Annotated in this window: 33 protein-coding genes and 1 tRNA gene; 19 read left to right on the top strand and 15 right to left on the bottom strand. The window is 55.0% G+C overall.

The window, feature by feature from the left end:
• Positions 1–76: 76 nt before the first annotated feature.
• The 3 genes from ACZ1GM_RS02510 to ACZ1GM_RS02500 all read right to left on the bottom strand — a co-directional run bounded on the left by ACZ1GM_RS02510 (position 77) and on the right by ACZ1GM_RS02500 (position 1,955).
• A complete protein-coding gene (locus ACZ1GM_RS02510) occupies positions 77–778 on the bottom strand; it encodes an RES family NAD+ phosphorylase (RefSeq protein ID WP_472677619.1) in 702 nt (233 codons plus the stop codon).
• Complete coding sequence (locus ACZ1GM_RS02505; RefSeq protein ID WP_472677618.1) at positions 765–1,196, bottom strand: antitoxin Xre-like helix-turn-helix domain-containing protein; 432 nt, start codon at positions 1,194–1,196, stop codon at positions 765–767. Before ACZ1GM_RS02505 ends, ACZ1GM_RS02510 begins: the two co-directional genes overlap by 14 nt.
• 75 nt (positions 1,197–1,271) lie before the next feature.
• A complete protein-coding gene (locus ACZ1GM_RS02500) occupies positions 1,272–1,955 on the bottom strand; it encodes a DUF3363 domain-containing protein (protein WP_472678610.1) in 684 nt (227 codons plus the stop codon).
• 94 nt (positions 1,956–2,049) lie between these two features.
• On the opposite strand from ACZ1GM_RS02500, the gene ACZ1GM_RS02495 reads away from it, so the two are divergent.
• The 7 genes from ACZ1GM_RS02495 to ACZ1GM_RS02465 all read left to right on the top strand — a co-directional run bounded on the left by ACZ1GM_RS02495 (position 2,050) and on the right by ACZ1GM_RS02465 (position 8,432).
• Positions 2,050–3,401 (top strand): IS3 family transposase gene (locus ACZ1GM_RS02495; RefSeq protein WP_472676197.1). Its coding sequence is split into 2 segments (ribosomal slippage): positions 2,050–2,386 and positions 2,386–3,401, totalling 1,353 coding nucleotides; the frame shifts between segments, so codons are not numbered across the junction.
• A 79-nt stretch (positions 3,402–3,480) separates the two neighbouring features.
• Positions 3,481–3,858, top strand: coding sequence for a hypothetical protein (locus ACZ1GM_RS02490; RefSeq protein ID WP_472677617.1), 378 nt, complete (start codon positions 3,481–3,483; stop codon positions 3,856–3,858).
• Positions 3,855–4,304 (top strand): hypothetical protein, encoded by a 450-nt coding sequence (locus tag ACZ1GM_RS02485; protein WP_472677616.1) that lies wholly within the window; start codon positions 3,855–3,857, stop codon positions 4,302–4,304. Before ACZ1GM_RS02490 ends, ACZ1GM_RS02485 begins: the two co-directional genes overlap by 4 nt.
• A gap of 94 nt (positions 4,305–4,398) precedes the next feature.
• Positions 4,399–5,649 (top strand): hypothetical protein, encoded by a 1,251-nt coding sequence (locus ACZ1GM_RS02480; protein ID WP_472677615.1) that lies wholly within the window; start codon positions 4,399–4,401, stop codon positions 5,647–5,649.
• Positions 5,650–6,124: 475 nt separating this feature from the next.
• Positions 6,125–6,568, top strand: a complete 444-nt coding sequence (locus ACZ1GM_RS02475) for a M48 family metalloprotease (RefSeq protein WP_472677614.1) — start codon at positions 6,125–6,127, stop codon at positions 6,566–6,568.
• Positions 6,569–6,653: 85 nt separating this feature from the next.
• On the top strand, positions 6,654–7,427 hold the full coding sequence (locus ACZ1GM_RS02470; protein ID WP_472677613.1) for a hypothetical protein: 774 nt from the start codon (positions 6,654–6,656) through the stop codon (positions 7,425–7,427).
• A 201-nt stretch (positions 7,428–7,628) separates the two neighbouring features.
• A complete protein-coding gene (locus tag ACZ1GM_RS02465; protein ID WP_472677612.1) occupies positions 7,629–8,432 on the top strand; it encodes a hypothetical protein in 804 nt (267 codons plus the stop codon).
• Here ACZ1GM_RS02465 and ACZ1GM_RS02460 read toward each other — a convergent pair.
• On the bottom strand, positions 8,429–8,983 hold the full coding sequence (locus tag ACZ1GM_RS02460; protein ID WP_472677611.1) for a hypothetical protein: 555 nt from the start codon (positions 8,981–8,983) through the stop codon (positions 8,429–8,431). The two genes, ACZ1GM_RS02465 and ACZ1GM_RS02460, sit on opposite strands and share 4 nt — an antisense overlap.
• Before the next feature lie 186 nt (positions 8,984–9,169).
• On the opposite strand from ACZ1GM_RS02460, the gene ACZ1GM_RS02455 reads away from it, so the two are divergent.
• The 3 genes from ACZ1GM_RS02455 to ACZ1GM_RS02445 all read left to right on the top strand — a co-directional run bounded on the left by ACZ1GM_RS02455 (position 9,170) and on the right by ACZ1GM_RS02445 (position 11,353).
• Complete coding sequence (locus tag ACZ1GM_RS02455) at positions 9,170–9,646, top strand: recombinase family protein (RefSeq protein WP_472677610.1); 477 nt, start codon at positions 9,170–9,172, stop codon at positions 9,644–9,646.
• A gap of 101 nt (positions 9,647–9,747) precedes the next feature.
• Complete coding sequence (locus tag ACZ1GM_RS02450) at positions 9,748–10,098, top strand: helix-turn-helix domain-containing protein (RefSeq protein WP_472677609.1); 351 nt, start codon at positions 9,748–9,750, stop codon at positions 10,096–10,098.
• Positions 10,088–11,353, top strand: coding sequence for a type II toxin-antitoxin system HipA family toxin (locus tag ACZ1GM_RS02445; RefSeq protein WP_472677608.1), 1,266 nt, complete (start codon positions 10,088–10,090; stop codon positions 11,351–11,353). Before ACZ1GM_RS02450 ends, ACZ1GM_RS02445 begins: the two co-directional genes overlap by 11 nt.
• A gap of 19 nt (positions 11,354–11,372) precedes the next feature.
• Here the strand turns inward: ACZ1GM_RS02445 and ACZ1GM_RS02440 are convergent, their stop codons facing one another.
• The 3 genes from ACZ1GM_RS02440 to ACZ1GM_RS02430 form a co-directional block, all read right to left on the bottom strand.
• Positions 11,373–11,804: a hypothetical protein gene (locus ACZ1GM_RS02440; protein WP_472677607.1), complete on the bottom strand. Its 432-nt coding sequence runs from the start codon at positions 11,802–11,804 to the stop codon at positions 11,373–11,375.
• A gap of 1 nt (position 11,805) precedes the next feature.
• The gene (locus ACZ1GM_RS02435) at positions 11,806–12,318 is read right to left on the bottom strand and encodes an antirestriction protein ArdA (RefSeq protein WP_472677606.1); all 513 of its coding nucleotides are present in this window, start codon (positions 12,316–12,318) and stop codon (positions 11,806–11,808) included.
• Positions 12,319–12,648: 330 nt separating this feature from the next.
• On the bottom strand, positions 12,649–13,590 hold the full coding sequence (locus ACZ1GM_RS02430; protein ID WP_472677605.1) for a hypothetical protein: 942 nt from the start codon (positions 13,588–13,590) through the stop codon (positions 12,649–12,651).
• A gap of 245 nt (positions 13,591–13,835) precedes the next feature.
• On the opposite strand from ACZ1GM_RS02430, the gene ACZ1GM_RS02425 reads away from it, so the two are divergent.
• A protein-coding gene (locus tag ACZ1GM_RS02425; RefSeq protein WP_472676197.1) for an IS3 family transposase occupies positions 13,836–15,186 on the top strand; the annotation gives its coding sequence in 2 pieces (ribosomal slippage) (positions 13,836–14,173 and positions 14,172–15,186; 1,353 coding nt in all).
• Between the two features lie 43 nt (positions 15,187–15,229).
• Here the strand turns inward: ACZ1GM_RS02425 and ACZ1GM_RS02420 are convergent.
• The 5 genes from ACZ1GM_RS02420 to ACZ1GM_RS02400 form a co-directional block, all read right to left on the bottom strand.
• Entirely contained in the window at positions 15,230–15,586 is a 357-nt protein-coding gene (locus tag ACZ1GM_RS02420) for a PIN domain-containing protein (RefSeq protein ID WP_472677604.1), read from the bottom strand.
• Between the two features lie 57 nt (positions 15,587–15,643).
• Positions 15,644–17,401, bottom strand: a complete 1,758-nt coding sequence (locus tag ACZ1GM_RS02415; RefSeq protein ID WP_472677603.1) for a DUF2326 domain-containing protein — start codon at positions 17,399–17,401, stop codon at positions 15,644–15,646.
• Positions 17,398–17,643, bottom strand: coding sequence for an ABC-three component system middle component 6 (locus tag ACZ1GM_RS02410; protein ID WP_472677602.1), 246 nt, complete (start codon positions 17,641–17,643; stop codon positions 17,398–17,400). The genes ACZ1GM_RS02415 and ACZ1GM_RS02410 overlap by 4 nt, the downstream gene beginning before the upstream one ends.
• A 5-nt stretch (positions 17,644–17,648) precedes the next feature.
• A complete protein-coding gene (locus ACZ1GM_RS02405) occupies positions 17,649–18,437 on the bottom strand; it encodes a hypothetical protein (RefSeq protein WP_472677601.1) in 789 nt (262 codons plus the stop codon).
• Between the two features lie 280 nt (positions 18,438–18,717).
• A complete protein-coding gene (locus ACZ1GM_RS02400) occupies positions 18,718–19,011 on the bottom strand; it encodes a hypothetical protein (RefSeq protein WP_472677600.1) in 294 nt (97 codons plus the stop codon).
• Between the two features lie 104 nt (positions 19,012–19,115).
• Here ACZ1GM_RS02400 and ACZ1GM_RS02395 point away from each other — a divergent pair, with 104 nt between their 5' ends.
• The 3 genes from ACZ1GM_RS02395 to ACZ1GM_RS02385 are packed head-to-tail and all read left to right on the top strand — an operon-like array spanning position 19,116 to position 21,377.
• Positions 19,116–19,334: a DUF3489 domain-containing protein gene (locus ACZ1GM_RS02395; protein ID WP_472677599.1), complete on the top strand. Its 219-nt coding sequence runs from the start codon at positions 19,116–19,118 to the stop codon at positions 19,332–19,334.
• Entirely contained in the window at positions 19,331–19,771 is a 441-nt protein-coding gene (locus ACZ1GM_RS02390; RefSeq protein WP_472677598.1) for a DUF2924 domain-containing protein, read from the top strand. The genes ACZ1GM_RS02395 and ACZ1GM_RS02390 overlap by 4 nt, the downstream gene beginning before the upstream one ends.
• Positions 19,764–21,377: a recombinase family protein gene (locus ACZ1GM_RS02385; RefSeq protein WP_472677597.1), complete on the top strand. Its 1,614-nt coding sequence runs from the start codon at positions 19,764–19,766 to the stop codon at positions 21,375–21,377. Before ACZ1GM_RS02390 ends, ACZ1GM_RS02385 begins: the two co-directional genes overlap by 8 nt.
• Before the next feature lie 203 nt (positions 21,378–21,580).
• Here the strand turns inward: ACZ1GM_RS02385 and ACZ1GM_RS02380 are convergent.
• Positions 21,581–21,655: transfer RNA gene (locus ACZ1GM_RS02380), tRNA-Thr, on the bottom strand.
• A gap of 369 nt (positions 21,656–22,024) precedes the next feature.
• Here ACZ1GM_RS02380 and gpmA point away from each other — a divergent pair.
• Genes gpmA through ACZ1GM_RS02355 form a run of 5 tightly spaced genes read left to right on the top strand, consistent with a single transcriptional unit; the run spans position 22,025 to position 25,697 of the window.
• Positions 22,025–22,714 carry a 2,3-diphosphoglycerate-dependent phosphoglycerate mutase gene (gene gpmA, locus ACZ1GM_RS02375; protein WP_472677596.1) on the top strand — a complete coding sequence of 230 codons (690 nt, stop codon included), beginning with the start codon at positions 22,025–22,027 and terminating at the stop codon, positions 22,712–22,714.
• A 1-nt stretch (position 22,715) separates the two neighbouring features.
• Positions 22,716–23,207: a 5-(carboxyamino)imidazole ribonucleotide mutase gene (gene purE, locus ACZ1GM_RS02370; RefSeq protein ID WP_472677595.1), complete on the top strand. Its 492-nt coding sequence runs from the start codon at positions 22,716–22,718 to the stop codon at positions 23,205–23,207.
• Positions 23,207–24,280 carry a 5-(carboxyamino)imidazole ribonucleotide synthase gene (locus tag ACZ1GM_RS02365; RefSeq protein ID WP_472677594.1) on the top strand — a complete coding sequence of 358 codons (1,074 nt, stop codon included), beginning with the start codon at positions 23,207–23,209 and terminating at the stop codon, positions 24,278–24,280. Before purE ends, ACZ1GM_RS02365 begins: the two co-directional genes overlap by 1 nt.
• On the top strand, positions 24,277–24,771 hold the full coding sequence (locus tag ACZ1GM_RS02360; protein WP_472677593.1) for a dihydrofolate reductase: 495 nt from the start codon (positions 24,277–24,279) through the stop codon (positions 24,769–24,771). Before ACZ1GM_RS02365 ends, ACZ1GM_RS02360 begins: the two co-directional genes overlap by 4 nt.
• Positions 24,771–25,697 carry a bifunctional riboflavin kinase/FAD synthetase gene (locus ACZ1GM_RS02355; RefSeq protein ID WP_472677592.1) on the top strand — a complete coding sequence of 309 codons (927 nt, stop codon included), beginning with the start codon at positions 24,771–24,773 and terminating at the stop codon, positions 25,695–25,697. Before ACZ1GM_RS02360 ends, ACZ1GM_RS02355 begins: the two co-directional genes overlap by 1 nt.
• Here ACZ1GM_RS02355 and ACZ1GM_RS02350 read toward each other — a convergent pair.
• Together ACZ1GM_RS02350 and ACZ1GM_RS02345 are read right to left on the bottom strand one after the other, a co-directional pair.
• Positions 25,694–26,014, bottom strand: coding sequence for a hypothetical protein (locus tag ACZ1GM_RS02350; RefSeq protein WP_472677591.1), 321 nt, complete (start codon positions 26,012–26,014; stop codon positions 25,694–25,696). The two genes, ACZ1GM_RS02355 and ACZ1GM_RS02350, sit on opposite strands and share 4 nt — an antisense overlap.
• A 35-nt stretch (positions 26,015–26,049) precedes the next feature.
• Positions 26,050–26,763, bottom strand: coding sequence for a hypothetical protein (locus tag ACZ1GM_RS02345; RefSeq protein ID WP_472677590.1), 714 nt, complete (start codon positions 26,761–26,763; stop codon positions 26,050–26,052).
• Between the last annotated feature and the right edge of the window lie 23 nt (positions 26,764–26,786).

The following is a 26,786-nucleotide window of genomic DNA, read 5'->3' as shown; positions in this document are numbered from 1 at the left end:
GGAGGGCGGCCAGATCGCGCCAATTCAAGTATTGCGATTATCGAGTGCAAAATGGCGTAGCGAAAGAAACGCTCGGCTAGATCGCTTCGCAGGCAAACTCCGGCTCGCCGGACCAGGTCATGCGATACATTGCGCCTTGCACGACCGATTGCACGACATTGGGCCAGAGCGCGGCGATGCAGGTTCCGCCTTCATGGCGAACGGAAGGATAGATAATGCCGTTATGCCCGTCACCGCGCGCGCTTGCCGCTAGAGCATTGCCTGCCGGGTAGCCCTTCGTTTTGTCGGGATCGAGCGATGGATGCTCGGGCATCTCGCGCAGGTCGATGAATACGCCCGACATGCTCGCGACCATCTCGCCATATTCGACGACCGCATTGTAGTCGCCTGCATCGGCCAGCGCCTGTGTCAGATGATGCCCGACCTCGGCGATGCAGGTCTCGACCGCCAAAGCGGCATACCACGCGCCTCGATCGGCGGGATTGAATCGGTTGGGCTCGCGCGGCTTGGCATAGGCAAAACTCGCATTGATGAACTTGGCATGTGGCGCGCCGTGCACGAGTTCGTCCGCACTCAATCCGCTAGTCCCACGCTCTTCGGCAATCAGGCGCGTACTGGTCGCGCCTTCGATTTCGGCGAGCAGCGCAAGTTCGTCGGCATCGTCAGCCAAAGGAGCCATGACGACTTGGCGCAGGCGTGCGCTGGTGACGAGCCGCACCGTCCGCTCGAAGGCCTCGCGAGTAAGCGGCAACCCGTCTTCGGCGTCAGAGCCCGCCACGAAGCGCGTCGATATATTGCCGGGTTTCGAGCATGCGCGGAATGCCGCCCTCGATCATCGCCTGAACCGGCGAGCGTTGATCGAACACCGGCGCCCTGTTCTCAAGCCTTGGCCAGCGATCGGCCATATCGTTCGCAAACAACAGGTGCAGGCCCTTGAAGAGACCGATCAAAGCCGAAGCGCGGGTCAACTGATCCTGGCTGAGCATGCCTTCCCACGTCCCGGCCTTCATCCGGTCCCACGTGCTTTCCGATACGCCGAGCAGCGCTGCACCTTGGGCATTGCCGGCACCCCAGGCGTCGACGAGGCGCAGCACCGCCTTTACCGCCGCGCCGCTCAGGCGGCCGCGGTCATCGTCATTGGCAAAAGTCTGAAGCCCGCTTGGTGCTTCAGCATGCTGAAAAGCTGCACTAGCCATATCGCACCTCCTGACGCGTATATACGCATCACGTGGTGCATTTGTCAAGATTTGTGTCATGCGCTGACCTCTCCTTCAGATTGCTGGTCCGCGCGAGCGGGCAAAGCTCCAGTCGACACCCCCGCGTTCGTTAATCTTCCCCGTCACCGCCTTCCCCCGATGCCGTTCCAAATCTTGCCGCCAAGGGACGAGCTGAAACCCCATACCGTTATCGATCATCGCGAGACGGCCCGAAGCCAACGTAACGCGCTCGCGATAGGTGCCGGCAACGTGGTCGCCGGGACCCGCTCGTTGGGCGATACCGCCGTGACGCGCGGCCAGGCTCTCGCTCGCCTCGGCTAGTTCGCGATCCCGCAAAGTGGTGAGCAAACCCCGAGCAAAGACGATCCGCTGCCCCTGCCGTTTGGCGAGACCCTCTTCGACCAAGACTTCGCTCCGGCTTTCGAGAGCCTCGCGCACTTCCGCACCAAACCCGCCAGACAGTGCCTCCGGTCGTGGCGACACCAATTGGCGATCCAGCCAAGTTGCGCCGCGTGCGTGGATTTGGGCCTCAATGGAAAGGTCGGAGCGAACCAGCAGGTTCACCTGCCTGCGCCCCTTGCGATCGGTCCAGGCGCTGGCCTCGACGATCGCGCCCTGTGCTGCATCGCTTGTTCGCTCGATATCGGGAAAGCGCAGATAGTGAGTGCGGCCATCCACGCCATCGACAATCGCATAGGCTTCACCCGTCAATTCATCATGCAGCCCGCGTTCGACCAGCCTGCCGACTGTTCCCCGTCAGCACCTATGGCACAGATTAGCGGTTGAAGTTTAGGAGAGTTTTGGTTCTCGTCGTAGTGACGAAGGAACGAAGATGAGAACCAAAAAGTCGAAGTCGAAGCAACCTGCGGAGCAGGTTGTGAAGGACATCCGCCGTCGGACGCGGCGGCACTTCTCAGCCGAAGACAAGATCAGGATCGTATTGGAAGGTCTGCGCGGCGATGATAGCATTGCTGAGCTGTGCCGCCGTGAAGGGATCGCGCAAAGCCTGTATTACACCTGGTCGAAGGAATTCATGGAAGCGGGTAAACGCCGTCTTGCTGGCGATACAGCCCGTGCTGCGACCACGGATGAGGTGAAGGATCTGCGTAATGAGGCGCGTGATCTGAAGGAGTGTGTTGCTGATCTGACCCTGGAGAACCGGTTGCTCAAAAAAAGCATGACCGGGCTTGGGGGAGACGACGCATGAGATACCCTGCATCTGAGAAGCTGGAGATCATCAAGCTGGTCGAGCAGTCACATCTGCCTGCCAAGCGCACGCTGGATCAGCTCGGCGTGGCGCGGCGGACCTTCTACCGCTGGTATGACCGCTACCTAGAAGGCGGGCCTGAGGCGCTCAAGGATCGTCCCTCAACGCCAAGCAGGGTATGGAACCGCATTGCGCCCGAAGTGCAGGACCAGATCGTTGATATGGCGCTGGAGCATAGCGAGCTCAGTCCGCGTGAACTTGCGGTGCGCTTCACTGATGAGAAGCGCTACTTCGTCTCTGAAGCGACCGTTTACCGACTTCTGAGGGCTCATGATCTGATCACCAGTCCTGCTTACACGGTGATCAAGGCGGCAGACCAGTTCCACACGCAAACCATGCGACCGAACGAGATGTGGCAGACGGACTTCACCTACTTCAAGATCATCGGGTGGGGCTGGATGTACCTCTCCACCGTGCTCGATGATTACTCGCGCTACATCATCAGCTGGAAGCTGTGCACCACCATGCGAGCCGAAGACGTCACTGAGACCCTCGATATGGCTCTTACTGCTTCAGACTGTAGCCATGCCAATGTGCTGCATAAGCCGCGCCTGCTATCGGACAACGGTCCCTGTTACATCGCTGGAGAGCTGGCTGATTACATCAGCGCCAAGAAGATGGATCACGTGCGAAGCGCGCCCTTCCATCCGCAGACCCAAGGCAAGATCGAGCGCTGGCATCAGACGCTCAAGAACCGTGTTCTGCTGGAGAACTACTTCCTGCCAGGCGATCTAGAAAACCAAATCAAAGCGTTCGTCGAGCATTACAACCATCAGCGCTATCACGAGAGCCTCGACAACGTCACACCTGCCGACGTCTACTTCGGTAGAGCCGCAGCCATCATCAAGCGAAGAGAAAGGATCAAACAAAAGACGCTAAAACATCGCCGCTTGCTTCACCGCAAGCTAGCCGCCTAAACTGAAACCAACAGACGAGGCCAGTCCTCCAAACGATCAACTCTCAGTCTGTGCCAAATGTCATGACGACGGACACGGGTTGTTCAAGGTTCGGAAATTTGATCGCTCCCTGCCACATTCGTTTGCACTCTACACGCACCGCAAGGCTGATCGCGAGGAGGAGACGCTTTCATATAGAGAACGTAAGAACGCTGGCCGGTGGTGGGGCCGAGCCGCCAAGCGCTACTACGGCAATTCATACCACATCACGTTCCAATATATGGGCCAGCGTCATGACCTTATGACCGTTTACCGCCATGAGGTTGCCAGCAAAATACTGGCACGTTTCAAGGCTAGCGATGATGCAGTGGAAGCCAAGGTCGGCGGCGGGCGTGGGCAGGCGCTAAAACCTGAAGACGAATGGGAAGACCAATCCGGTTCCTTGGAGAGTGCCGAAAAACTCGGAGAGCTTACATGAGCGATTTCGCTACTGCGCCCCAATCCAAGGACGACTTCGATTTAAGCAAGGGCGAGCCTTATCCGGCACGGTCCGATAGCGTCTCGGATACGGCCCGCGCAGAGATCGAAAACTCACAGCGGGAACATCAACTGCAGGACGCTCATGTGAGGTCCTGGCAAACCGAAGAACGGCGGCTTTCACATCTTCAAGATGCGGTCCCCGAATTCGATCTCGGATCACGCGGTCAGCGCAATGTGATGCGGGATTATGAGGAACGCGCATTCCTTTGGGATCAGCGCGGTAGCGCGATTGAGCGTCATCATGCCGAACGGCGCGCACTTATTCGACAGAACGGCAAGACTCTATCCGACGAGTTCGGGGATCGCCACATAGCGCGCCCTCACAGGGTCAGCCCGTATCTAGCCAAGCACACGCAGGGCAATGGGCTTGGCCGCAAGCGCTAAGCCAGGCTCTGCGAGGAAACTGATCTGATCCCTCGAATAGAAATTGGGACATCGGCGAATTTCGCCATCCAATATCTAACAGAAGGACACTGTCATGTTCGGCAAGCTCTCACTGCTTCTAAACTCAGATAAATCGACCTTAACCGACTGGCTGAGCCCCATCCTGATGGCGATAGCTTTCATCTCAGCCTTCTTCACATACAAAGGCGCATCCCTAGGCGCTACAACGTTTGATGAGCATGCAAACGCGACCGTCTTCGCGATTGGGTCCGCCATCGCAATCTTCGCGTTCTGGTCTTTGGTCTTCAAGTCGATGCTCGACTGGCGAACGCGCGAGAGCAAGCGGAAAGGTTTGGCAGTTGTTGCTGTCGGCCTGCTTTTCATCATACCACTTTCAAGCATTTACAATGCCTCAGGTATTGATCGCGGCTTGGTGCTTGATCATCATCAGACCCTCTTCGTCAACAAACTCTCCACCGTGCTGGAAGCGCGATTGGAGGACAACAAGGCACTTGATGGCGTCATTGCCGAAAGCGCGCAGAAAGAAGCGCGCTACGCTCAGTTGCGCGATGATGAGGGAAGCGTTGGAACGACTTCTGGTGTCGCCGGGCGCAGCGGGGCGGTCTACGCAGCGCTTGACGGCGCTGCCAAGCGTTTTGGCACTTTGAAAGGCCAAATCGAGGGTTTTCAGACGGACGCTGATAAGACTTTGAAGAACGCGCTTGTTCGCCTTGAACGCATTCGTGCGATTGCGGGCTCTTCTAAGCCGATTAGTGAGCGCGATCGTCTCATCAAGAACGAGGTTGATATTTTGCGCGCCGACTTTGCGAAGCTTGACGGCGATGCAATGAAAGAGGCGGCTATTCGTACGATTGCGGCGCTTCCCGGTGAAGTCCGCTTGGCGGCGAATTACTCAAAAAACGCGGACACAAAACAGGCACAATCTGAGGCCTTGGACCGCTTGTTCGAAGAGCTTGAGGATGCAGCAGATGAGTTCGCAGTGGCCTTCGCAGATGACCCTTCAGATCAAGCTGATGCAATTCCTGAATACAGCCCGAAAAGCCCCACAAATGCGATCATCTCGTACTGGGATCAGGCATTGCCTCCAATAGCGGGAGGCTTAGCTATCGATCTGACCCCGGCAGCACTTTTGTTCCTTTGCCTCGTGTCGCTCAGCGCTCGTCCCAAAGAGGAAATGGAGATCGACGCTCTGCTCAACAGTACGTCCGGCGGCGACCTCATACGCGTGATGGCCCTTTGGAACGCTTTGAAGGCCAACACGGATTCACCAGAGATAGAGGCAGGTTTACGCGATGCCGCCTTGCGCAGCTTCAGAAAGGAATGATGTCATGATTTTTCACTATCTGAGGGAGCTGAAGCCACACCTCAATCTCATAGGGTTCCTAGCTCTTTGCACTTATATTGTGCTGCTCGTCGTGATCCACATGGTGACGGGTAGTTTTGCAGAAAGTGGTCCTGATCCGGTCATGCCTGCGTCGCCAATTGAGGTCTCATCACCCGCTATTGAACGAGGTTCTCCCACTTCGCCCCGCGCGCCTGTCCAAAGCAGCGAGGAAAATACTCCGGTCCAAGTGCCAAACCAAGATTGCCTTAATGTTGAGGGCAGTACGATTTGCTTGGAGTAAAGGAACATGGATTTATCACGACGGTCCACACTTGGCTTGCTGGCCGTTTCTGGAGTGTGCATTACAGCTCCAGAAACGGCCCGAGCTGCATTCAGTGGACAAGCGTTTCAGCGCCCTCCGTTCTTCAGGATCGCGCGGAACGCAGGGCGACCAAACCCAAGAGCTAGCATCGCCATGAAGATGATTTGCGATACGGTTGGCATTGAACGCACAATCCGGCTGTATTCTGCGACTATCACAAAGCCTAACATTCTGGCTTTCGCGACTACGATCCGTGGCACTCGCTACATTGTATATGATGGCGCTCGTGTACCCTGGCCTGAGGCAAACATTCCTTGGTCATCGATTTTGGTGATGGCGCATGAGGTTGCACACCACGCTGCTGGCCACAATGTGCGCCGCGACATTCCTCGAAAATCCGAGGAGTTGGAAGCTGACAGATTTTCTGGCTTTGTACTTTCCAGGCTCGATGCAAGCCTGACTGAAACACTGTCATTTTTTAGTTGGGATTGGCCGGAATCTGACGAACATCCATCGGCTGCGACAAGACGTGAAGCAACCCGTCGCGGTTGGCAGCTCGGCGAACGCATGAAGCGGCGGGAAAGCGGGCTTCGATGACGCAAAGGTCAGAAGCGTGTGGATAGATCGATCTACCCGCAATGATTGCTCGATTGGCGGTCGTTGGACCTGATAAAATCCGAGAATGATCGATCTCGACCCAGATAAGATACTGCTCAATTCAATCGCGCTTCGCGAATTGAAGCGGCAACGTCTGCGGACCGGTCTTGGATCGGCGTTGATCGTCCGCAAGTTTCCCAAAGGCGCTGACGCACCCACTGCTTCGATAATTGAGGGATGGGTCAATGGTCAGCGAAAATTTGCAAAACCAGTCCATCTCGAACTCGTTTTGACCACCTATGCGAAGCAGCCTGATGGTAAGGCCAATGGTTCGGGTGTCTATGTGACCATGACTGATGAGCTGCGCAAAGAGCTGCGATTGATCCACGGTAAGTCCGCATCCGGCTATCTCGATTATGCACCTGAACGCGTGACCCCCGCCAAACTCAGCCATTTGCTCAATGGGCGAACGAAGAAGATATCGGTCGCCCTGCTTCGATGGTTCCGCAAGGAGGCCAGAAAGGTGCCGCCGCAGCGGCTAGTCAAACGCTATCCCCCAGCCCCTGATTTGACCGATGTAGAGCCGCTTCCCATCCGCCCAGAACGCAAGAACCGACCACGCTCCATGTCGCGGGATGTCGTCTATATCGAAATCACTGATGCGCTTCACCAAGAACTGCATTCTGAGGTTTGCCGCACGCGTGTGAGCACGAGCGTATTGGTCCGCTCGCTCAGCGATATTCCACGCGGACTGAGCGTTCAAATGGTGCGATCCTGGCATACGGGTAAGATACGGGCGACTGAGCCGCACTATTTCGAGTACATCATGGAAGAGTACCGAAAACTGCCAACGGCCTGATCAAACACGCCTTTTCGAGATAGATACAATTTTAGACAAATTTGTATCAAATACGAAGGGCATTTTACTCAAATGCAACCGTAAATTAACAGCTATTTCAATGTTTTAACCCATAATCATTGTACGTGAGTGTTCAAAGAAAAGCCCGCCAATAGAGCGAGCGAGTGGACACAGGGACAACGATATAGGGGAGCGGAGCCGATGGCTCAGTCAGAAGAACATTATCGCGCAGCCGCGCATAGCTTGGGAGAAGGGTTTCTCGGATCGAAGTTCGGGCAATCCAGTCTCGACCAAGCAGAGGTTTCCAAAATTCACCGCATTGAGGCGTTCAAAGAGAATGCGATCCTGCTTGCTGGGGACCACGCACAGCACATGGGTGTTATGGAGCGAGGCGCGCAAGCTGGAAAGGCCAATGTTGCTGCCCAAGAGAAGAAGTCCAAAGCGGCCAAACGCTCGGCGGATAACGTGCTCTTCCTCAGCCTTCTTCAGCAACGCTCGGCGGAACTCGCTGCCGATATCGCAGACATGGAAGCTGGTTTCGAGGCAAAGTATGGCGACGCTTGGCGCGAGACAATTGCCAACGAGGTGCTTGATCCTGATGAAATCCCCGAACGCCGCGATGGCGAAAGTATGGCGGATTACCGGGAGCGCCTAGAAGAGGTCTTGATCGAGAAAATGATCGATCCGGCCACGGGTGAGATCAAACCCGAATATGATGGTCACCCAGAATATGGGCGCTACGCTGAATGGGCTCAATCGAGATATGAGAAGGAAGCAATTGACGACTACGTCAGTGACGTAACTGATCCTGATGCGACCCCTGCTGAAATTGAAGCTCGTACGGAGAGGTTCAAGGACGAACACTCATTCGAAGATATTATGAAAGCAGAGCGGGTTGTCGATGACCAGGCAGTGGCGGCTCCCGTCCTGAATACAGAAATCGATGATCAAGTTGATAAGGTAGCTGATGCCAGCACGGAAATGGCTGCGTTCGGCTTAGGTTAGTTCAGCGCTAACGTCCGCTCAAACCGGTATTGCTCAGCCGCTTCCGCCGCAGCTTTGCGCGCATCTGCGAGCCCGTAAGGGCCGTGAACTTGGGATGTTGTGGCAAACACCACCGAAGACCCGCCCACATCTTGCCCTCTTTCAAAGAAGAAACGAGCGTTCGTCACACCATTACCACGTAGATCAGAATCGAGAACGCTCTGGATGCGGTCGAGGGGAACTTGGGTCTCTCCACCTATGCGGATCGCTACTGCAAAGCCGCCTGGGTTTTGTCGTAGGTAATCATTCGCTTCCGAATGAGCATCGGGCGAAAATGCAATGTTCGTCGTAGCAGAAGCTTGCGTGAACTCCGCCTGCTGCTGTTGCTGAGCGTCCTGTGCGGTTGCACCTGCAAACGGCGTCATAACTAATGCTGCTGCCAATCCGGCGGCGGCGGCGGCTTTTCCTGTAAAACTGTCTTTCAAAGCTTTGAGTGCCATTTCGCACCTGCCTTTCATCTCTCTGGCGGCGCGAATTAAACGCTTGAAAAGGATCGTTTTTCTTGATTTCAAGATTTGAGATGTGATACACTTCGTCCCGAAACATAAGTCGTTGAAGTGACTGAACTTATGTAAGCGGCAGGATCGAAGCCGAAGGCGTGCAAACAAGCTCCTCGAAAACGATCCTTTTTTCAGAAGGTGTGTTTGAAGCGCTGACCATGTTGGTCAGTGCGGGTTTCACACTGTCTGGAGGAGAAAATGCCCCGAAAACTAGGATATGCTCGCGTTTCTACAAGCAATCAGCATCTTGACGCTCAACTCAGTGCGCTAAATTTGGCGGGATGCGACAAGATTTACAAGGACCATGGAGTAAGTGGTAACTTAAAGAGCCGCCCTGCCTTTGATCGCTTGCTGGCCGATATCAATGAAGGCGATACGCTGGTGATCTGGCGGCTTGATCGCATGGGGCGGTCGTTGCGACACCTCATCGAGATCAACGAACTTTTGATCCAGCGCGGCGCGTATCTCGATAGCCTGAGCGACAAGATTGATACATCATCGGCAACGGGCGAGTTTGTGTTCCATATTCTTGGAGCGGTAGCGCAACTAGAGAGGCGTATGATTAGCGAGCGCACTCTACTGGGCCTTGCAGAAGCGGCGAAACGCGGACGCTATCCCGGAAGGCCCAAGAAGGCCGCGAGACAATGTGTTGAGCCGGTAGATCGCGCTGCATAAACGTCTTACATATAAGACGAAAAGAACTACATGTCTTACACATAAGACAATAATTGCTTTTCTCTCCCAAATCCGATACACTGGGTACAGGAGTAATAGATATGGCCCGCATAAAAGGAACAGCGACAAAAGCCACGCTCTCGCGTCAAGGACGCGAGGCGCTGATCCTGCTTGGTCAGCTTATCCAAACAAACCGCATCAAAAAGCGGCTTGGGGTTGAGGAACTGGCAACCCGCGTCGGAATTTCGCGGGACATGCTATACCGTATTGAGCGCGGCGATCCGCGCTGCAACATCGGCGCAGTGTTTGAAGCCGCGACGATTGTTGGCGTACCGCTCTTTGAAGAAGAGCCGGGAAGGCTTTCTGAGCGCGTTCGTGAACAATCAGAAATCCTCAAGCTCATGCCCAAGGCTGTGCGCAAATCAGCAGTGGTCGTAAAAGATGACTTCTGACCGCAAGCATGACGAAGCCTATGTTTGGGTGTGGCTTCCCGAAGCCACCCAGCCCGCTGTGGCAGGCTTGCTGACGCGCCAGAATGATGGCCGCCTGATCTTCAACTATGGTCAAAGCTATCTTGAACGCGATGATGCCATTGCGATCTATGAGCCTGAACTTCCCTTGAGGGCGGGCGCAATCGAGCCGCTTGAGCGCATGCAAATGCCAAGTGCCATTCGCGACGGCTCGCCGGACGCTTGGGGAAGGCGCGTTATCATCAACCGGATGACCGGCCTTAAAGGTGCTGAGGCTGATACCCGTGAACTCGATGAACTGACCTATTTGCTTGAATCGGGTTCTGATCGCATTGGTGCGCTCGATTTTCAGGTGTCACCGCGAGACTATGTGCCGCGCCAAAAACACAACGCATCGCTTGATGAGCTGATGGAATCAGCGCAGCGTGTTGAAGATGGCGTTCCGCTATCGCCTGAGCTTGATCGCGCACTCCAGCACGGCACAGCGCTAGGCGGCGCGCGCCCTAAGGCTCTGATTGACGATGCCAATACCAAATACATCGCCAAGTTCTCGGCGAGCAATGACCTCTACAATGTCGTCAAAGGCGAGTTTGTCGCCATGCGCCTTGCCAAGCTCGTTGGCCTCAATGTCGCGCGGGTCGATCTCACTCAAGGCCTTGGCAAAGATGTGCTGCTGATCGAGCGCTTTGATCGCATACATTGCGATGAGGGCTGGAAGCGCAAAGGCCTTGTTTCAGGTCTGACCCTGCTGGGCCTCGATGAAAGCGAGGCGCGCTATGCCAGCTATGAAGAGCTGGCAACACTGATCCGCCATCGCTTCACTGATCCCAAGGCTACGCTTGAGGAGTTGTTTGGACGGATCGTGTTCAACATCTTGTCGGGCAATACGGATGATCATGCGCGTAACCATGCCGCATTTTGGGATGGCGCACATTTGAGCCTGACGCCCGCTTATGACATTTGTCCGCAAGGGCGCACGGGCGGTGAAGCCTCTCAGGCTATGCTTATCATAGGTAATGATCGCATGAGCAGGTTGACCACCTGCCTTGCTGCCGCGCCCGCATTTCAGCTTGATGAGGCAGAGGCGCGCGCACTCATTGATGCGCAGATAGAGACGATCGAGGCGCAGTGGGCTGCGGTGTGCGGTGAGGCCGCAATGACGAACGTCGAGCGCGATTTCTTATGGGGCCGTCAGTTTCTAAATCCTTACGCCCTCGAAGGGTATCGGGACGCCTAAGCTGCCATCAATCGCTCGCTCAGCCGAATAGATCGCCTTGATGGGACAGCAATTCATCGAGCCAGATCAGATGTGCAAAATCATTGAACAGATGATTATGCTTGAGGCTAATGTTCGTGTGAATATCCGCGCTGGACGGCTCGCATGGCTCTGGATGTTCTTTGCGGAAAGCTGCAAGTTCGCGCGCTCTTGCGCGGTAGCCGCTTAAGTCACGCGCAAGGTCTTCCGTCACCTTGGCTTTGATCGCGCGCAGAATGTGCGAGCGCTGCGGCTCAGACTTGTCAGCGGCGGCTCTAATGTCCTCGCGCATATAGCCCTGATAACCGCTGTACCTCACGCTATCTCTGATCTGCTTGAGCGTAAGCACCCTGCCGCCCAGATTGTAGTACCACGGATGGCCCGCGCCATATCCGCCATGGGTGAATTCAATTGGTTCCTTTGTCGCACGCATATCAGTGCGCCCAAAAGACATGTACCTGATTGTGGCCTGTCTTTATCGTTAGAACGTCATTGATTTCGAGGTCACGGGCCATCTTCTCGTAGTCGATGTAAAAGGCCAGATTATCGGGAACTGGTGCTCCTTGCTCGGTGAGTTCCTGCGCAAAATCTGACAGGCTTTCATACTCGCCCGCATACTGGTCTTCGATTGACGTGCGGGCATCTTCTAGGCTGCCGTGATACTCAACCAGCTTACCGCCAAGCGCTCCATGCTCACCTATGAAGCTTGCAAGCTCTGAGACATATTCAAAGCCAGCATATTCGGCGACGCTACAGCCCTCAAAGCCATCATGGTCATGAATGGCCCACTCTTCTGCATCTTCAATTGGTGAGGCCATGAGCATCGCGCTCACTTCATTCCAGATATCAAACGGCTCTTGATTGGCGTTGATCCAACTCCCGTGCAAAATACCGTTATTGTAGGCGGCCAGACACGCCACATAGATTCTGATTTCACTTCCACTCATCTCCCATTTCCTCCTTAGGCTTTCGGGTTCGACATGAACCCTTGCCCATCGGCGAGAGCGGGGTGTGCAAGGTGCCAGGGAGGGGATCACCCAGCCTGCAAAGGAGCAAAGCGTATTGAAGGCTGGGGATACCCTGGCAGCGCGCTGAGGGGCAGCGCCCCTAAGATACGCATCAAGGATCGATGCCCACACGGGCCTGAGACGCATCGCGGCTCGGCTTGCGAGAGCCTGCCCGGATGCCCAACCATTTTCCTCAAGAAATTCTAACGCGTGATCCCTGATTAACAGGGACGATGCAATCGCGTGACAGCGAAGCCTTCCCTAAAAGGTCTATACAACCTCGTGCTCATTCAGAACGCGAGAAATTTGCGGAAATTTGCGAACATCTTCGGGACTTGCAGCACGCTGAAAGCTGTGATCAAAATATTCTACCATAGCCGCGACCGTTCCGGCCTTTGAGGTGTTCCACTTGATGTAGGGCATCTGACTTGAGCGCTTCAGAAGATAGAAACCTGTGTAGGCTTCAAGGTGTGCCCCTTGTTCCAGGATGAAGCAAGGAAAGCCGAGCCTTCCTTTCGCAAAGCCCAAGTTCAACTCACCCGGCGCCCTCGCAACCTTATCTCTGAAGTTTATAAGTCTCGCTGTGCGATTGATCACGCTTTCGCGCATCACGCTGGCCGTCGCATCATCAAACTCACTTTGAGCTTCGCCCTCATTGCCCAACCGTTGGCCGGCGAGAAGCTCTTCAATCCGACTCTCGAGGCAATGTTCATCACTGATACTGCTCACAAGTAAGTCCAGTCGCCCACCAGCTTCAACGAAACGCTTTATCGCGTTAAGATGCTGATCAATGCCTTCGATCTTGAAGTTGGACCAACGCACATGGGGGCGATTTTCCGGTTCAGCACTGTTGGCAAGCTGCTCAAACTTCTCAATTTCGTCGATTGTCTCGTACACACCACCCAGACCATAGTTTTCTTGGTTTTCGTGCATCTGGTGGGCGAGGTGCAGAACTTTTTGAAAATCCTCTTTGGATTCCTCGAAGCCTTTGACGATACCCTTCTCTTTAAGATACATGAAAAAGAGGCCAACGAGTATCGAAATCAATGCCGCCGAGAGGCCTTCTCTGACTGTAACCTCAAATGAATTATCGGGATTTGAGGCAAAGCTGTATATGATCAAACTAAATAGTAGAGTTATTATTGAAGCGTAAGTAAGTACAAAATCAAATCTCCACTTGTTTTTATTATAGTAATTGATGTAATATTTCATAATAACTCACTTTACATAGGTCAAAATGGTTGCAGATATCGACTCGCTAATTAAGGATTTTGAAGAACAACAGGATCGTGAAATGGCACGACAGCTCAAAGAGTGCTCGCGTATTCGGTGGAAGCTGGTTGCAGGCGGAGCGTTTTTGTCCGCAGTAAACTGTTCCCCGTCAGCACCTATGGCACAGATTAGCGGTTGAAGTTTAGGAGAGTTTTGGTTCTCGTCGTAGTGACGAAGGAACGAAGATGAGAACCAAAAAGTCGAAGTCGAAGCAACCTGCGGAGCAGGTTGTGAAGGACATCCGCCGTCGGACGCGGCGGCACTTCTCAGCCGAAGACAAGATCAGGATCGTATTGGAAGGTCTGCGCGGCGATGATAGCATTGCTGAGCTGTGCCGCCGTGAAGGGATCGCGCAAAGCCTGTATTACACCTGGTCGAAGGAATTCATGGAAGCGGGTAAACGCCGTCTTGCTGGCGATACAGCCCGTGCTGCGACCACGGATGAGGTGAAGGATCTGCGTAATGAGGCGCGTGATCTGAAGGAGTGTGTTGCTGATCTGACCCTGGAGAACCGGTTGCTCAAAAAAGCATGACCGGGCTTGGGGGAGACGACGCATGAGATACCCTGCATCTGAGAAGCTGGAGATCATCAAGCTGGTCGAGCAGTCACATCTGCCTGCCAAGCGCACGCTGGATCAGCTCGGCGTGGCGCGGCGGACCTTCTACCGCTGGTATGACCGCTACCTAGAAGGCGGGCCTGAGGCGCTCAAGGATCGTCCCTCAACGCCAAGCAGGGTATGGAACCGCATTGCGCCCGAAGTGCAGGACCAGATCGTTGATATGGCGCTGGAGCATAGCGAGCTCAGTCCGCGTGAACTTGCGGTGCGCTTCACTGATGAGAAGCGCTACTTCGTCTCTGAAGCGACCGTTTACCGACTTCTGAGGGCTCATGATCTGATCACCAGTCCTGCTTACACGGTGATCAAGGCGGCAGACCAGTTCCACACGCAAACCATGCGACCGAACGAGATGTGGCAGACGGACTTCACCTACTTCAAGATCATCGGGTGGGGCTGGATGTACCTCTCCACCGTGCTCGATGATTACTCGCGCTACATCATCAGCTGGAAGCTGTGCACCACCATGCGAGCCGAAGACGTCACTGAGACCCTCGATATGGCTCTTACTGCTTCAGACTGTAGCCATGCCAATGTGCTGCATAAGCCGCGCCTGCTATCGGACAACGGTCCCTGTTACATCGCTGGAGAGCTGGCTGATTACATCAGCGCCAAGAAGATGGATCACGTGCGAAGCGCGCCCTTCCATCCGCAGACCCAAGGCAAGATCGAGCGCTGGCATCAGACGCTCAAGAACCGTGTTCTGCTGGAGAACTACTTCCTGCCAGGCGATCTAGAAAACCAAATCAAAGCGTTCGTCGAGCATTACAACCATCAGCGCTATCACGAGAGCCTCGACAACGTCACACCTGCCGACGTCTACTTCGGTAGAGCCGCAGCCATCATCAAGCGAAGAGAAAGGATCAAACAAAAGACGCTAAAACATCGCCGCTTGCTTCACCGCAAGCTAGCCGCCTAAACTGAAACCAACAGACGAGGCCAGTCCTCCAAACGATCAACTCTCAGTCTGTGCCAAATGTCATGACGACGGACACCTCAGGGTACGGCGCAATCTCGACACCAGCCCCCAATAAGATGTCTTCAAAGTCGCCTGGGTAGGCTTCGATGATATTCTCAATCTGAATGTCCTGAACATTCAGATCGATGAGTTTCGCCAACTCTCTTTCAGCCTTTTGGAAAGCCTTATGCTTATCGCGAAGACGCTTGGGGTAGTTGCCTGCGGCTTCGTCAAGCACGACCTCGGGTACCACGACCTTTATCTGAAGCAAGGCACACGCCCTCAAAAAGGACTGGGCGAAGGCTGAACGAAAGAAACCTTCATTCATAACGATGCTAGTGTCGATGTAGAGTGTGGTCACTTAGCTCGCTCACATTGCCATTGGAGTGCAACGAAGGACTTCACCATACCCTTCTGGTTATCCCTCATTCGGCTTTAGCCTTACGCCGAGAAGTCGACCGCCATCATTAGCATCATGTAGCCTCAGTTTTATTAGTGGATCGAGATCAAGTTCACCTAAGTAGTCCGTGGGCAATGCGCCAACATTCAGGCAAACTATGTACTGAAAACCTTCTTGCTCTGAGATGGATTGAGCCAGCTGCAAAGCAAGGCCGTATTGGCGAGGGTCCACGTCCGCAAACATGGTGCTATCGTGTACGAGAGAAAGGAATTTCTTTCCCGCCCTGGCCCTGAGTGTGGCGAGAACCAGATCAAAGCAAAAGACGACCATCTGATCGACGCCGTCACTACCCATTCGATCGATTGCAAAGGTAAACCTGTAACCCTTTGTGCCGACGTCCACACCAAGTTTGCCCGCCACACCGTATAGACTTCGTGTGTAATCAGCGAAGAGTCCGATTGCCTCGTCAATCGCTGACCTCCGGCTCTCAAGATCGCCTCTTAAGAGCGTGCGGGTCTCGCTTAACTCGCGGGTCAGTTCGTCTTCCCTCAACTCGAAAACCTTTCGGTCTTCGATCCGAGTTTTTATCGTCTCAAGCTCAATCGAAATTTCAGAAACGCTGCGCTGAAGCGCAATCAAAGAGTCGATAGCGCCACTCGAGGAGAGTATCTTCATCAGATCACTTTTGTTCTGACTGGCTTGATCAATCTCAAGGCGTCGCAAAGACACCTGTTCCGATAAGCGCTTCGTTTCGGCCTCAAGGAACTGACTTCTATTTGCGTGTATCTCGCGGTGAAAGGCAGCCACTTCATCTAGGCTTCTTAGCGCCTCTGGTCGGAACAATGCACCGGCGTCTTTGAGAATCCTCGTGGGGCCATCCGCATCAAACAATGGCGCTTCACTAGAGCTTTCCCGATAATACGAAAGCAGTCGTCCATCACTGTAATTCTGGTTCACGAGTGCATGGATTTGTTGGTCGACCGCCTCCAGTTGCTCTTCGAGATCGTGATAATCTTCCCGTAGATTGAATTGTGATACTTCGGCCTCCTTATCGGCCAAACTCTTCTCGAGCAGCACGCGATCTGCCTCGAGATCTCCAATCGATCTCTCGTTCTCCGATGTCTCTATCGCAGCTATCGCCTTAGCTGCTGCCTTTACGCGACTGCGAGCATCCTCGAGCGCGTGGAGTTGCCTCTGAACGAGCCAGTTTAGTCCAAGAAGAAAACTAGTGTTGATACGGCGAGTGTTTCCAGCCTGACCGCCGTGTGAGACCTGTGGCGACGTGTATGCTTGCTTGCCCAGCCTGATCAAATACCGCGAGAACTCCCGAAAGCTTGGGCTAAATCTCTCGTGATCATCTGGCATTCGCGCTTCTGGGACGAACCGCTCTGATAGGGCGCTCTTCCAATCCTCTAATTCGAGAACGGCTAGCCCATTCTCTAGCTCATATTCGAATGGCAGCCCGACCAAAAACTTTGGCGAGACTGAGACCAAATTTGGTTTCGCTGTGTTTCTATGAACGATGCAGGAGACTTTGCCCTCGAGCTCCAGGCTGAAGGTTACACCTTTCAGATCAGGGTGGGAGAGAGTCTTGTCACGCCGCAGATCCGAGCCGAGACAGAAATTTATGATGCGGAGCAGAGTCGATTTGCCAAGGCCATTCGTACTCTCTGTTTCATCCGAATCTGTGCTGGTATCCGCCAATACGACATTCATTCCGTGGGTAAATTCAACTGCACGAAACGTGTCGAGATCTGACCAGACCCTTTTTATCACAGTTCGGCATCCTCTGACGGAGCAAGTCGAAGGACGCCCTTATCGAAATTGATCAGTCGACCGGTATAGAGGAGCGTAAGCGCAACCGCGAAGCTATCGAACGAACGAATTCGCTCATCTGTCCTGACTCTATCCCACAGCGAGTTTATGGTGTCGTTGGCTCCGAGAGCCTCGACTAATAAAGCAGCCACTCCTACCGGAGAATGCTCAATGGGAACGTATTTGCTGGGTAAGACGGACATCTGATTCACTTCTCAAAGATGTCGCATATTATGAATAGGTGGGCTACGAAACACAGGCCTGCCGCCTCTTTTTCTTTGTTGCCTCCGCCTCCGCCAACCCAAGCATAGAGCTCGTTGAATATGGCGTCGCCGCTTAAGCCTTCCGCCTTGGCCTTCTCGTATTGAGCAATGAACCCAGCACTAAGACGGATGGGAAATTCCGGATCTAGCCCCGCAGCCTTTACTAGGACTTCCCCAACTTCGGCTGATTTTGCTGCCCCCATGGAAAGAAGCGCACTCGACGTCGGGCCGAGGTCATTTCGCTCGATCTTCTCTTGAGGCGGGATCACGGCCAGGGATCCTGGTGCAGTCGGAGACGAAGCTGCCATTAGGGCCTTGGCTGCCACCTCCAGTTCGGCAAACCCCACATCGCTGATGCTATCGGAAAGCTCATCGCGGTAATGCTTCTCGTGTTTTGCCTTCCAATCGAGCAACAGTTGAGCAGGGTACGTCTCGTGCTGACCGTCGACAATGACGTGGTGAGTAGGGCAAAGGAGAAGCAAATTCGCTGGCTCATTCAATTGGGCGCTTGTCAGCCCTGCCTTGCCTCGTGGACCGTCCTCACTGATCGCATAAATGTGGGCAATCTGTCCTACGACAAGTTCATCGGATTTCTCAGTTTTATCTGAAATAATCTTTTCGGTACATCCGGGCCAAGAGCATTCATTGCGTGAGAGGGCGAAGAGAACTTTAAGCGTCTTCTGTGAGTAGCTACGCGAAGGTTTTTTGGATTTTCTATCCACATTGAAGTCCATTGCGAAGCCTGACTAAGCAGTTGCTACATTAGTATTGTGCTCAATTCAAAACCTGTTTCGTCAAGTACGCGTTTTTCATGAATCCTGCCCGACGTGCTCATGTGTTTTGCTCGTGAGAGAGCTTGTTCCATAAAGGCAACGTACGCCAAAAAAGTTGAACAATGGCGCACCCGACAGGATCCGGAATTCTGATCTCTCCCTGCTGAGGGTTACGTTCCAAATGTCCGCTTTCGGAATCAAATTCTCGAAAGGCTATGTCTTGTACTGGGGCGCATTGCAGTCATCCTGCGATGGATTGAGCGGCAGCCGGCAGTTTCGCGATCTTCGTTGAGGCGTCAGCTAGCTTTTCGACTGCAGCCACTTGCCCACCTTTGGATTGATCTCCCACTGTCAAAGAGAGAGTGCTGTGGTCCTCCATCAGCATACCGATCTTGGTACAGAGCAGGCTGAGGAGTTCGCGGTCGATCTCATCCATGTGCACTGCAATGCTCAGACATCCTTGGAAGTCCATATGCATCTTTTTGCATAGCGTCTCTTTTCGACTGGACTGTGCCGCGGAGGCGAGCAAAGTCATGGCGCCATCTTCGAAGGCTTGCCGCCAGTTCGATGCAGCGAACTCGCGGCTCGGATCAGTGAAAGCGCCAGGTGGTTTGGCGCTACAGATTGAAGGCCAAGAGGATGACCCAAATACCCCTTTCAAAAACCGAGAAAGTTCTGCGCCTGCTCAAACGCAAACGAGGCGCAAAGCTCGATGAGATTATCGAAGCCACCCAATGGAAGAGGCACAGCATCCGTGCGTTCATTTCTCGTCTGCGCAAGCAAGGATATTGTATCGTCTGCACGCGTGATCGCACGGGCACCAGTCGTTATCTTGTCACCTCCGGGCCAACGCAATGATCGATGTCGCTGCTGAGCTCGAGGAATTAGAAACCTGCACAACCAAACAACTCAAGGCTCGTTGGCACCGAGTGATGCGCTGCCCTGCCCCTGATATTAGCCCCGATCTCATGCGTCGCGCGATCTCCTACAAGATCCAAGAACGCGTGCATGGAAAACTACCGCGTCCAACGGCATCAGCCATCGCCAAGATTGGAAAACGCCTAGCCAGGACTGGTGAAGTTCACATCATGGTCCCGCACCTGAAGCCGGGCACAAGGCTCACTCGCTCCTGGCATGGCAAGATGCATCAAGTCTTAGTCTGTGAGGAAGGCTTCGAGTTCGAAGGCAGACGCTACAACAGCCTGTCGCAGATAGCGAAAGCGATTACTGGAGCGCATTGGTCTGGCCCGCGCTTCTTCGGGCTGGTGAAGGAGAAGGTCGAGGAAGATGGCTAACGAAGCCTCGCGAAAACGCTGCGCAATCTACACGCGCAAGTCGACAGAGGATGGACTAGAACAAGACTTCAACAGTCTCGACGCGCAGCGCGAAGCCTGCTCTGCCTACATTCTAAGCCAAGCCGGCGTGGGTTGGGAGCAGGTCGATGACCACTATGATGACGGTGGGTGGTCAGGAGGCTCAATGGAGCGCCCCGCGCTGCAGCAGCTTCTAAGCGATGTTAGAGCTGGCAAGGTCGATGTGATTGTCGTCTACAAGGTTGACCGACTGACGCGTTCGCTCGCTGACTTTGCCAAGATCGTGGAAGTCCTGGACGACAATGAAGCTTCCTTCGTCAGCGTGACACAAGCCTTCAACACCACAACAAGCATGGGGCGCTTGACCCTCAATGTACTGTTGTCATTTGCCCAGTTCGAACGTGAGGTCACGAGCGAGAGGATACGTGACAAAGTTGCTGCGTCGAAGAAAAAGGGCATATGGATGGGAGGCGCCATTCCATTTGGCTTTTTGCTCGATGACGGCAAGCTGATTGAGCGCGAGTGCGAAGCGAAGGATGTCCGCTACATCTTTAGTCGCTATTTGGAGCTAAAATCGATCCCCGCGCTTGAGGTCGATTTGGTCAATTCGGATATCCGCACTCGAGTGAGGGAGTTTTCATCGGGTCGAACGGTAGGCGGCATTCCATTTACGCGAGGACCGCTCGCTCTGCTCCTTAAGAATCCGATCTATGCTGGCAAGGTCAGGCACAAGGGAAACGTCTACGATGGAGAGCATAACGGGCTGATATCAGAAAAGCTGTTTGACGAAGCGCAACGCATTCTAGCAGAGAACAATCGCCGCCAAAACATTAGCCATAACTGCAAGATGCCTTCTCTATTAAGCGGCATGCTCACAGATCCAGATGGGCGCTCCATGTCGCCGACCAGAGGCCAGAAGGGCAGCAAGGTCTACTGCTATTATGTCACTCGAAAATGCCATCGGGAGAATACTTCAAACCCTTGGCGACTCCCCGCAGGCCCGATCGACAAGATGGTGCTGGAAGCCGTTGGAGATTGGCTAGATCGCCCATGCTCTGTCGAACATGCTGATCGGGATCAGTGGGACGAAACGCTCAAAGCAAGAAAGATCGTCAAGGAGAAGATTCAGTCTGGCTCAGCTTCAGAGAAACGCGCCGTACTGATTGATCTCGGATGCACGGTGCGACTGCAAAGAGAACAACTGGAGGTCACTCTGGCATCGGCAGGAGCAGAAGATCCAGCAGTACTTGTCGTCCAAACCAAGATCGTACGGCGCGGGCGGGAAGTGAAGCTTGTCGATGTATCCGAAACCGCACCGTGTAAGGCGGATCCCGCGCTCGTCCGACTCCTCGCCCAAGCTTTCGCTGCTCGCAAACATTTGATTGATGAGGAACCAGAACCGCTGGTTGAGGGCCTGAGCAAGAGGCATCTCACGCGCCTCGCTCGACTGTCATTGCTCGCGCCGGACATCATTCAGGCCATTGTCGAAGGCAGACAGCCTGCCCAACTCTCTGGCAGACAACTACTTCGACGCGGCGATATTCCGTTGGCCTGGGAAAAACAGCGCAAATTGCTTGGCTTTTCCTGAAGCTCATCCAAATCCGGTTTGACACTTGGTGCCACCAAAACGGCGCGCAGAGAAAATCACCCTTCAGTGCCCCTTTTGCCAGTGCCAAAAGCGTCTCTAGGCACCGGACCCGGGTTCGACATGCTCTCAAGCTACGGAAATTGCGCGATAAATTTGGAGGTTGACGGGAATGCGCTTCGGTTGATCGCAAATCAAAAAACGAATGGTGCCACGAGAGAGAATTGAACTCTCGGCCTCACCCTTACCAAGGGTGCGCTCTACCACTGAGCTACCGCGGCACTGTTGTCCAAGGAGCGCGCCTATCGTTGTGAAGCGCCCCAATGTCAAGCCAAGCTTGATGTGTTCATCGAGTAACGGCATTGGATTTCATATGAGTGAACACGCCGACAAAAAGCTGACTAAAGAAGAGCGACTGGCCGCGAAACTTCGCGAGAATCTGCGCAAGCGAAAATCGCAGAGCCGAGAAATGCGCGAATCCGAGCCAAGCGGGGTTTCCAAAGGGAAGAGCGACAGTTAGTGCACCCTTTCTTGTTTTGGGGGCCTATGCCGCCCGCACCCGCACCCTCCAATCTTTCTTGCCCTACCGCTTCGCTACTTGAGGGCGAGCCACCCTCCCGCTAAGCAGCCCCGCAAACGCTGGAGATACAATGCCAAAACTCATCCTAGTTCGCCACGGTCAAAGCGAATGGAACCTCGCCAACCGTTTCACCGGCTGGTGGGATGTCGATCTGACTAAAAAAGGCGTGGCCGAAGCCATCGCGGCGGGCGAATTGCTCAAAGAAAAAGGCGTGCTGCCAACAATTGCCTTTACCAGCTATCAGACGCGCGCGATCAAGACGCTCAATCTGGCGCTGGAGGCAGCGGGGCGGCTATGGCTACCCGTCACCAAAGACTGGCGCTTGAACGAGCGGCACTATGGCGGGCTGACCGGCCTCAACAAACAGGAAACACGCGATAAGCACGGCGATGAGCAAGTGCATATCTGGCGACGCAGTTTCGATGTCCCGCCGCCTGATATTGAGGAAGGCAGCGAGTTCGATCTGTCGGGCGATCCGCGCTATGCCGGTGTGCCTGTGCCCAAGGCGGAAAGCCTGAAACTGACAATTGAACGCGTATTGCCCTATTGGGAGAGCGACATTCTGCCGGTTCTTGGCGCGGGCGAGACGGTGATTATCAGCGCCCATGGCAACAGCTTGCGCGCGCTGGTCAAACATTTGTCGGGCATTTCGGATGATGACATTACCGGTCTGGAGATTCCGACAGGGCAGCCGATCATGTATGACTTTGGCGATGATCTGAAGCCTTCGGGCGAACGCTATTACCTGAAGGACGCTTAAAATGAGCGAAGCGACCCCCAAAGTCGCCATCATCATGGGCAGCCAGTCCGACTGGCCGACTATGCGCAAAGCCGCAGAGGTTCTGAGCGAGCTGGACGTTGCTCATGATGTACGGATTGTCTCTGCGCACCGCACCCCTGACCGAATGTATGACTTTGCCAAGTCCGCGGAAAGCGAAGGCTTCGGTGTAATTATCGCTGGCGCTGGCGGCGCGGCGCATTTGCCGGGCATGGTCGCTGCGCTTACTCATCTGCCTGTTCTGGGGGTACCCGTGCAATCCAGGGCGTTATCGGGTGAAGACAGCCTGCTGTCCATCGTGCAAATGCCCGCCGGGGTACCCGTCGGCACGCTGGCGATTGGCGAGGCGGGCGCGACCAATGCCGGATTGTTCGCCGCAAGTATCCTGAGCGTTTCGGACGCAGCTTTGGCGGATCGTCTCAAGGCATGGCGACAGGCACGCAGTGACGCCGTGGCAGAAAGACCTGCCGATTGATGCTGAAAGCCGGGGGGACCATCGGGATCTTAGGTGGCGGCCAGCTTGGCCGGATAATGGCCAGCGCAGCCGCGCAGCTTGGCTATCGCTGCATCGGTTACGCGCCCAAGGGTGATAATGTTGCAGCGGATTTGTGCGCTGACTTTTTTGAAAATGCTTGGGACGATCGCGCGGCACTGGCTGCCTTTGCAACCAAATGCGATCGGATCACATGGGAGTTTGAAAACGTCCCGCTCAGTGTGATTGATGCTCTACCTTCTGAGCAGCTACATCCTGCCCGAGCCGCGCTTGAGACGGCGCAGGATCGGCTCAATGAGAAACGTTTTGTCACTGATCTGGGCGGCGCGACCGCGCCTTATCGCGCAGTAGAAACCCGCGCCGACCTCGACGCGGCGATCGAGGCGATTGGCACACCCGGCATCCTCAAAACCTGCCGTGATGGTTATGATGGCAAGGGCCAGTGGCGGCTGAGCAACACGCGCGATGCGGAAGCATTAGTGCTGCCCGGCATAGCCTGCGTCTACGAGGGCTTCGTCGATTTCGTCGCTGAGTTTTCCGTGATCCTGGTGAGAGGCCAAGATGGCGAAATCCGGTTCTGGGATAGCACTCGCAATGAGCATGAGGGCGGCATCCTTGCGCGATCAATTCTTCCTGCCGGGGATGTGATTTCAGGCCAGATCGAAGAGGCTCGCGACTTGGCGCGCCAAGTGGCCGATGCGCTGAAATATGTCGGAGTTCTGACGCTGGAATTCTTCGCCACGAAGCAAGGCCCGGTGTTTAACGAAATGGCCCCGCGGGTTCACAATTCCGGCCATTGGACAATTGAGGGAGCCGTCACCAGCCAATTCGAAAATCACATCCGTGCGGTTGCCGGGTTGCCGCTTGGAAGCACCGACAGCGTCGATAACAACGTAGAAATGCGCAATATCATCGGTAAAGTTGCAAATGACGCGTACAAACTCTTCAACACCGACACCACTGCACACCTGCACCTTTATGGCAAAGCAAAGGCCAGCGATGGGCGTAAAATGGGCCATGTAACTTATGTTGGCCAGAGGCCCGCCGCGTCATGATGCAAGAGCTGTTCCTTATCTATGCCCGCGCGGCAAACGGCGTGATCGGCAAGGATGGCACACTGCCTTGGCATCTTCCGGCTGACCTCAAGCGCTTCAAATCACTGACGATGAACAAACCGATGATCATGGGCCGCAAGACGTTTGAAAGCCTGCCCGGCCTTTTGCCCGGTCGACGCCATATCGTTTTGACGCGGCGGCATGACTGGACCGCTGAGGGTGCGGAAATTGCCCATTCGGTCGATGAGGCGCTGGATCTCGCCGGAGAAGCCGAAGTCGCAATTATTGGCGGTGCAGCAATCTTTGACGCCTTCAAACGACGCGCTACTCGCGCAGAAGTGACTGAGATTCATGCCGATTTTGATGGCGACGTACTGATGCCTGCTTTGGGCCCCGCATGGGAGTTGACCAAGAGAGAGGACTTCGATGCGCAGGGTGACACACCCGCCTATTCTTTCCTGACCTATCGCCACGAGGTCGAGACAGACTGATGCGCTGGCTTGATCATCGCGAGGATGTGCCCGAGCCTTTGCGCAGCGCAGTTGTTGCGCTGGGCAATTTTGATGGCTTTCACCTCGGGCATCAGGCGGTCGCGAAGGAAGCTATTGAATGGGCACGCGCTGAGGGTCGGCCCAGCATTATCGCGACCTTCGATCCGCATCCCGTGCGGTTCTTCCGGCCCGACACGCCGCCCTTTCGACTGACCACGCTGGAGCAACGGCAAGAGCATTACGTTGCCGCCGGCGCGACCGCGATGCTGGTGTTCCATTTCGATGGTGAGCTGTCCGGTACCAGCGCGGAAGACTTCATCACGCAAATCCTGATAGGGCGATTGGGCGCGCATGGCGTGGTCACCGGCGACGATTTCTCTTTCGGCAAGGGCGCGAAGGGCAATGTCGAGCTGCTGCGCGGCTTTGGCGGCGACCAAGGCCTGCAATCGCGCACAGTCGGTGCGGTCATTGATAGCGGCGCGCCGATAAGCTCAAGCCGGGTGCGCGAAGCCCTGCATGAAGGCGACCCGCAAGAGGCGGCGCGCCTACTCACTCGGCCCTTTGCGGTGCGCGGCGTGGTCGAGCATGGCGACAAGCGCGGCCGCGAAATCGGCTATCCCACCGCCAACCTTACTCTCGAAAATTACCTACGCCCCAAATACGGGATCTACGCCGTAACTAGCCGTATCCTCGCGACAGGGCAGGAGCTGAAAGGTGCGGCCAATGTCGGCATTCGCCCACAGTTCGAGCCGCCCAAGGAATTGCTCGAGCCGTATTTCTTCGACTTTTCCGGTGATCTGTACGGTCAGGAAATCGAAGTCGCGTTCCACCATTTCCTGCGCGGCGAAGCAAAGTTCGCGCGGCTAGATGAATTGACCGCCCAGATGGAGAAGGATTGCGAGGAAGCGCGAAGGTTGCTCGCCTAAGGCCCGGTATTGATTTCCCGCACTGTCACTTCGGTCAAAGTTTCACCCTGATCTTCAAAGACAAAACGCATCTGCAACGCTGTCGATACGAACGCAGACTTTTTCACATCACGGATGATAGCGAGCAAATCCGACCTGCCCGCCTCGCCAGCAACGGGACGCAGATTCTCCAAGGTGACCTCACCATCGCTGGAGAGGTCATTGGCATTGAGATACTCGACCACTTGAGACGCCTCGGCCCCCGCTGGCAGATCGCGAGTCAATTGAGCCTGAAGATCCTCTGCAGTCATAGCCTGACCTTGGCTGCACGCGGCCATTGCCACAACCCCTATCGGAGCGAACAGCCATCGCATCAGTTTGTGTTGAGCTGCGTATTCCATGCTGGTACCCAGACTACAGGATCGACACCCGGATATCCAGCCCGCTCCAGCCCCTCACGTACGGTGGAGTTGCTGTTCTGATGCAAGGGCATGTAATTGATCCGCGCAGCTTCAATGGCATCCATAGTCTGTTCCAGACTTGCCTCTACCGCGTCACAATTACCGGCAAAGTGATCGACGGTCTGCTGCCCAGTCGGCTCGGTCGTCCAATCGATCGTGCCTGATCGATAAGCGCCATATTCGGTCACGATATGACCATAGATCCCGTGATTGGGGTCCACCTCCTCAGCGGTTGGCACGGTTCCGCTGCCCGATGACGAGTTCAGCCCGCCGCCATTGGCCGCAGGGCCGCCGCGGAAATAATTCTGCGAATCGGCATCGGTTGTCACAATAAAGGCGTGGTTCGCGCCAAGCGCCACAGGCGTGTAGCGCACCTCAACCGTGCAGGTATGCGCTGCGGGATCAATGGCCGCGTTCGACGCCAGAGGGTCACCGGTTTGCGCATCCAGCGCTGCGAGCGCTCGTCCCTGCTCAACGGGCGAGAGTTGCGCAAACGCTTCTGCAGCAGCGGCGCTGGCTGCTGCGGCTGTCTGGGCCGCTTGCGAGGCTCCGCCAATATTCGTGTTCACCGGCTGCGCATTTTCAGGTGCGGTCGCGCCGCTGTTCACTCCGCTCACGCTAGTCATGGTGTTGGCTCCACAAAATAGAC

It is taken from the genome of Qipengyuania sp. JB2-7 (assembly GCF_055693485.1).
The sequence above is the reverse complement of the archived record's forward strand: the minus strand, read 5'-3'. Positions and strand labels throughout refer to the sequence as shown.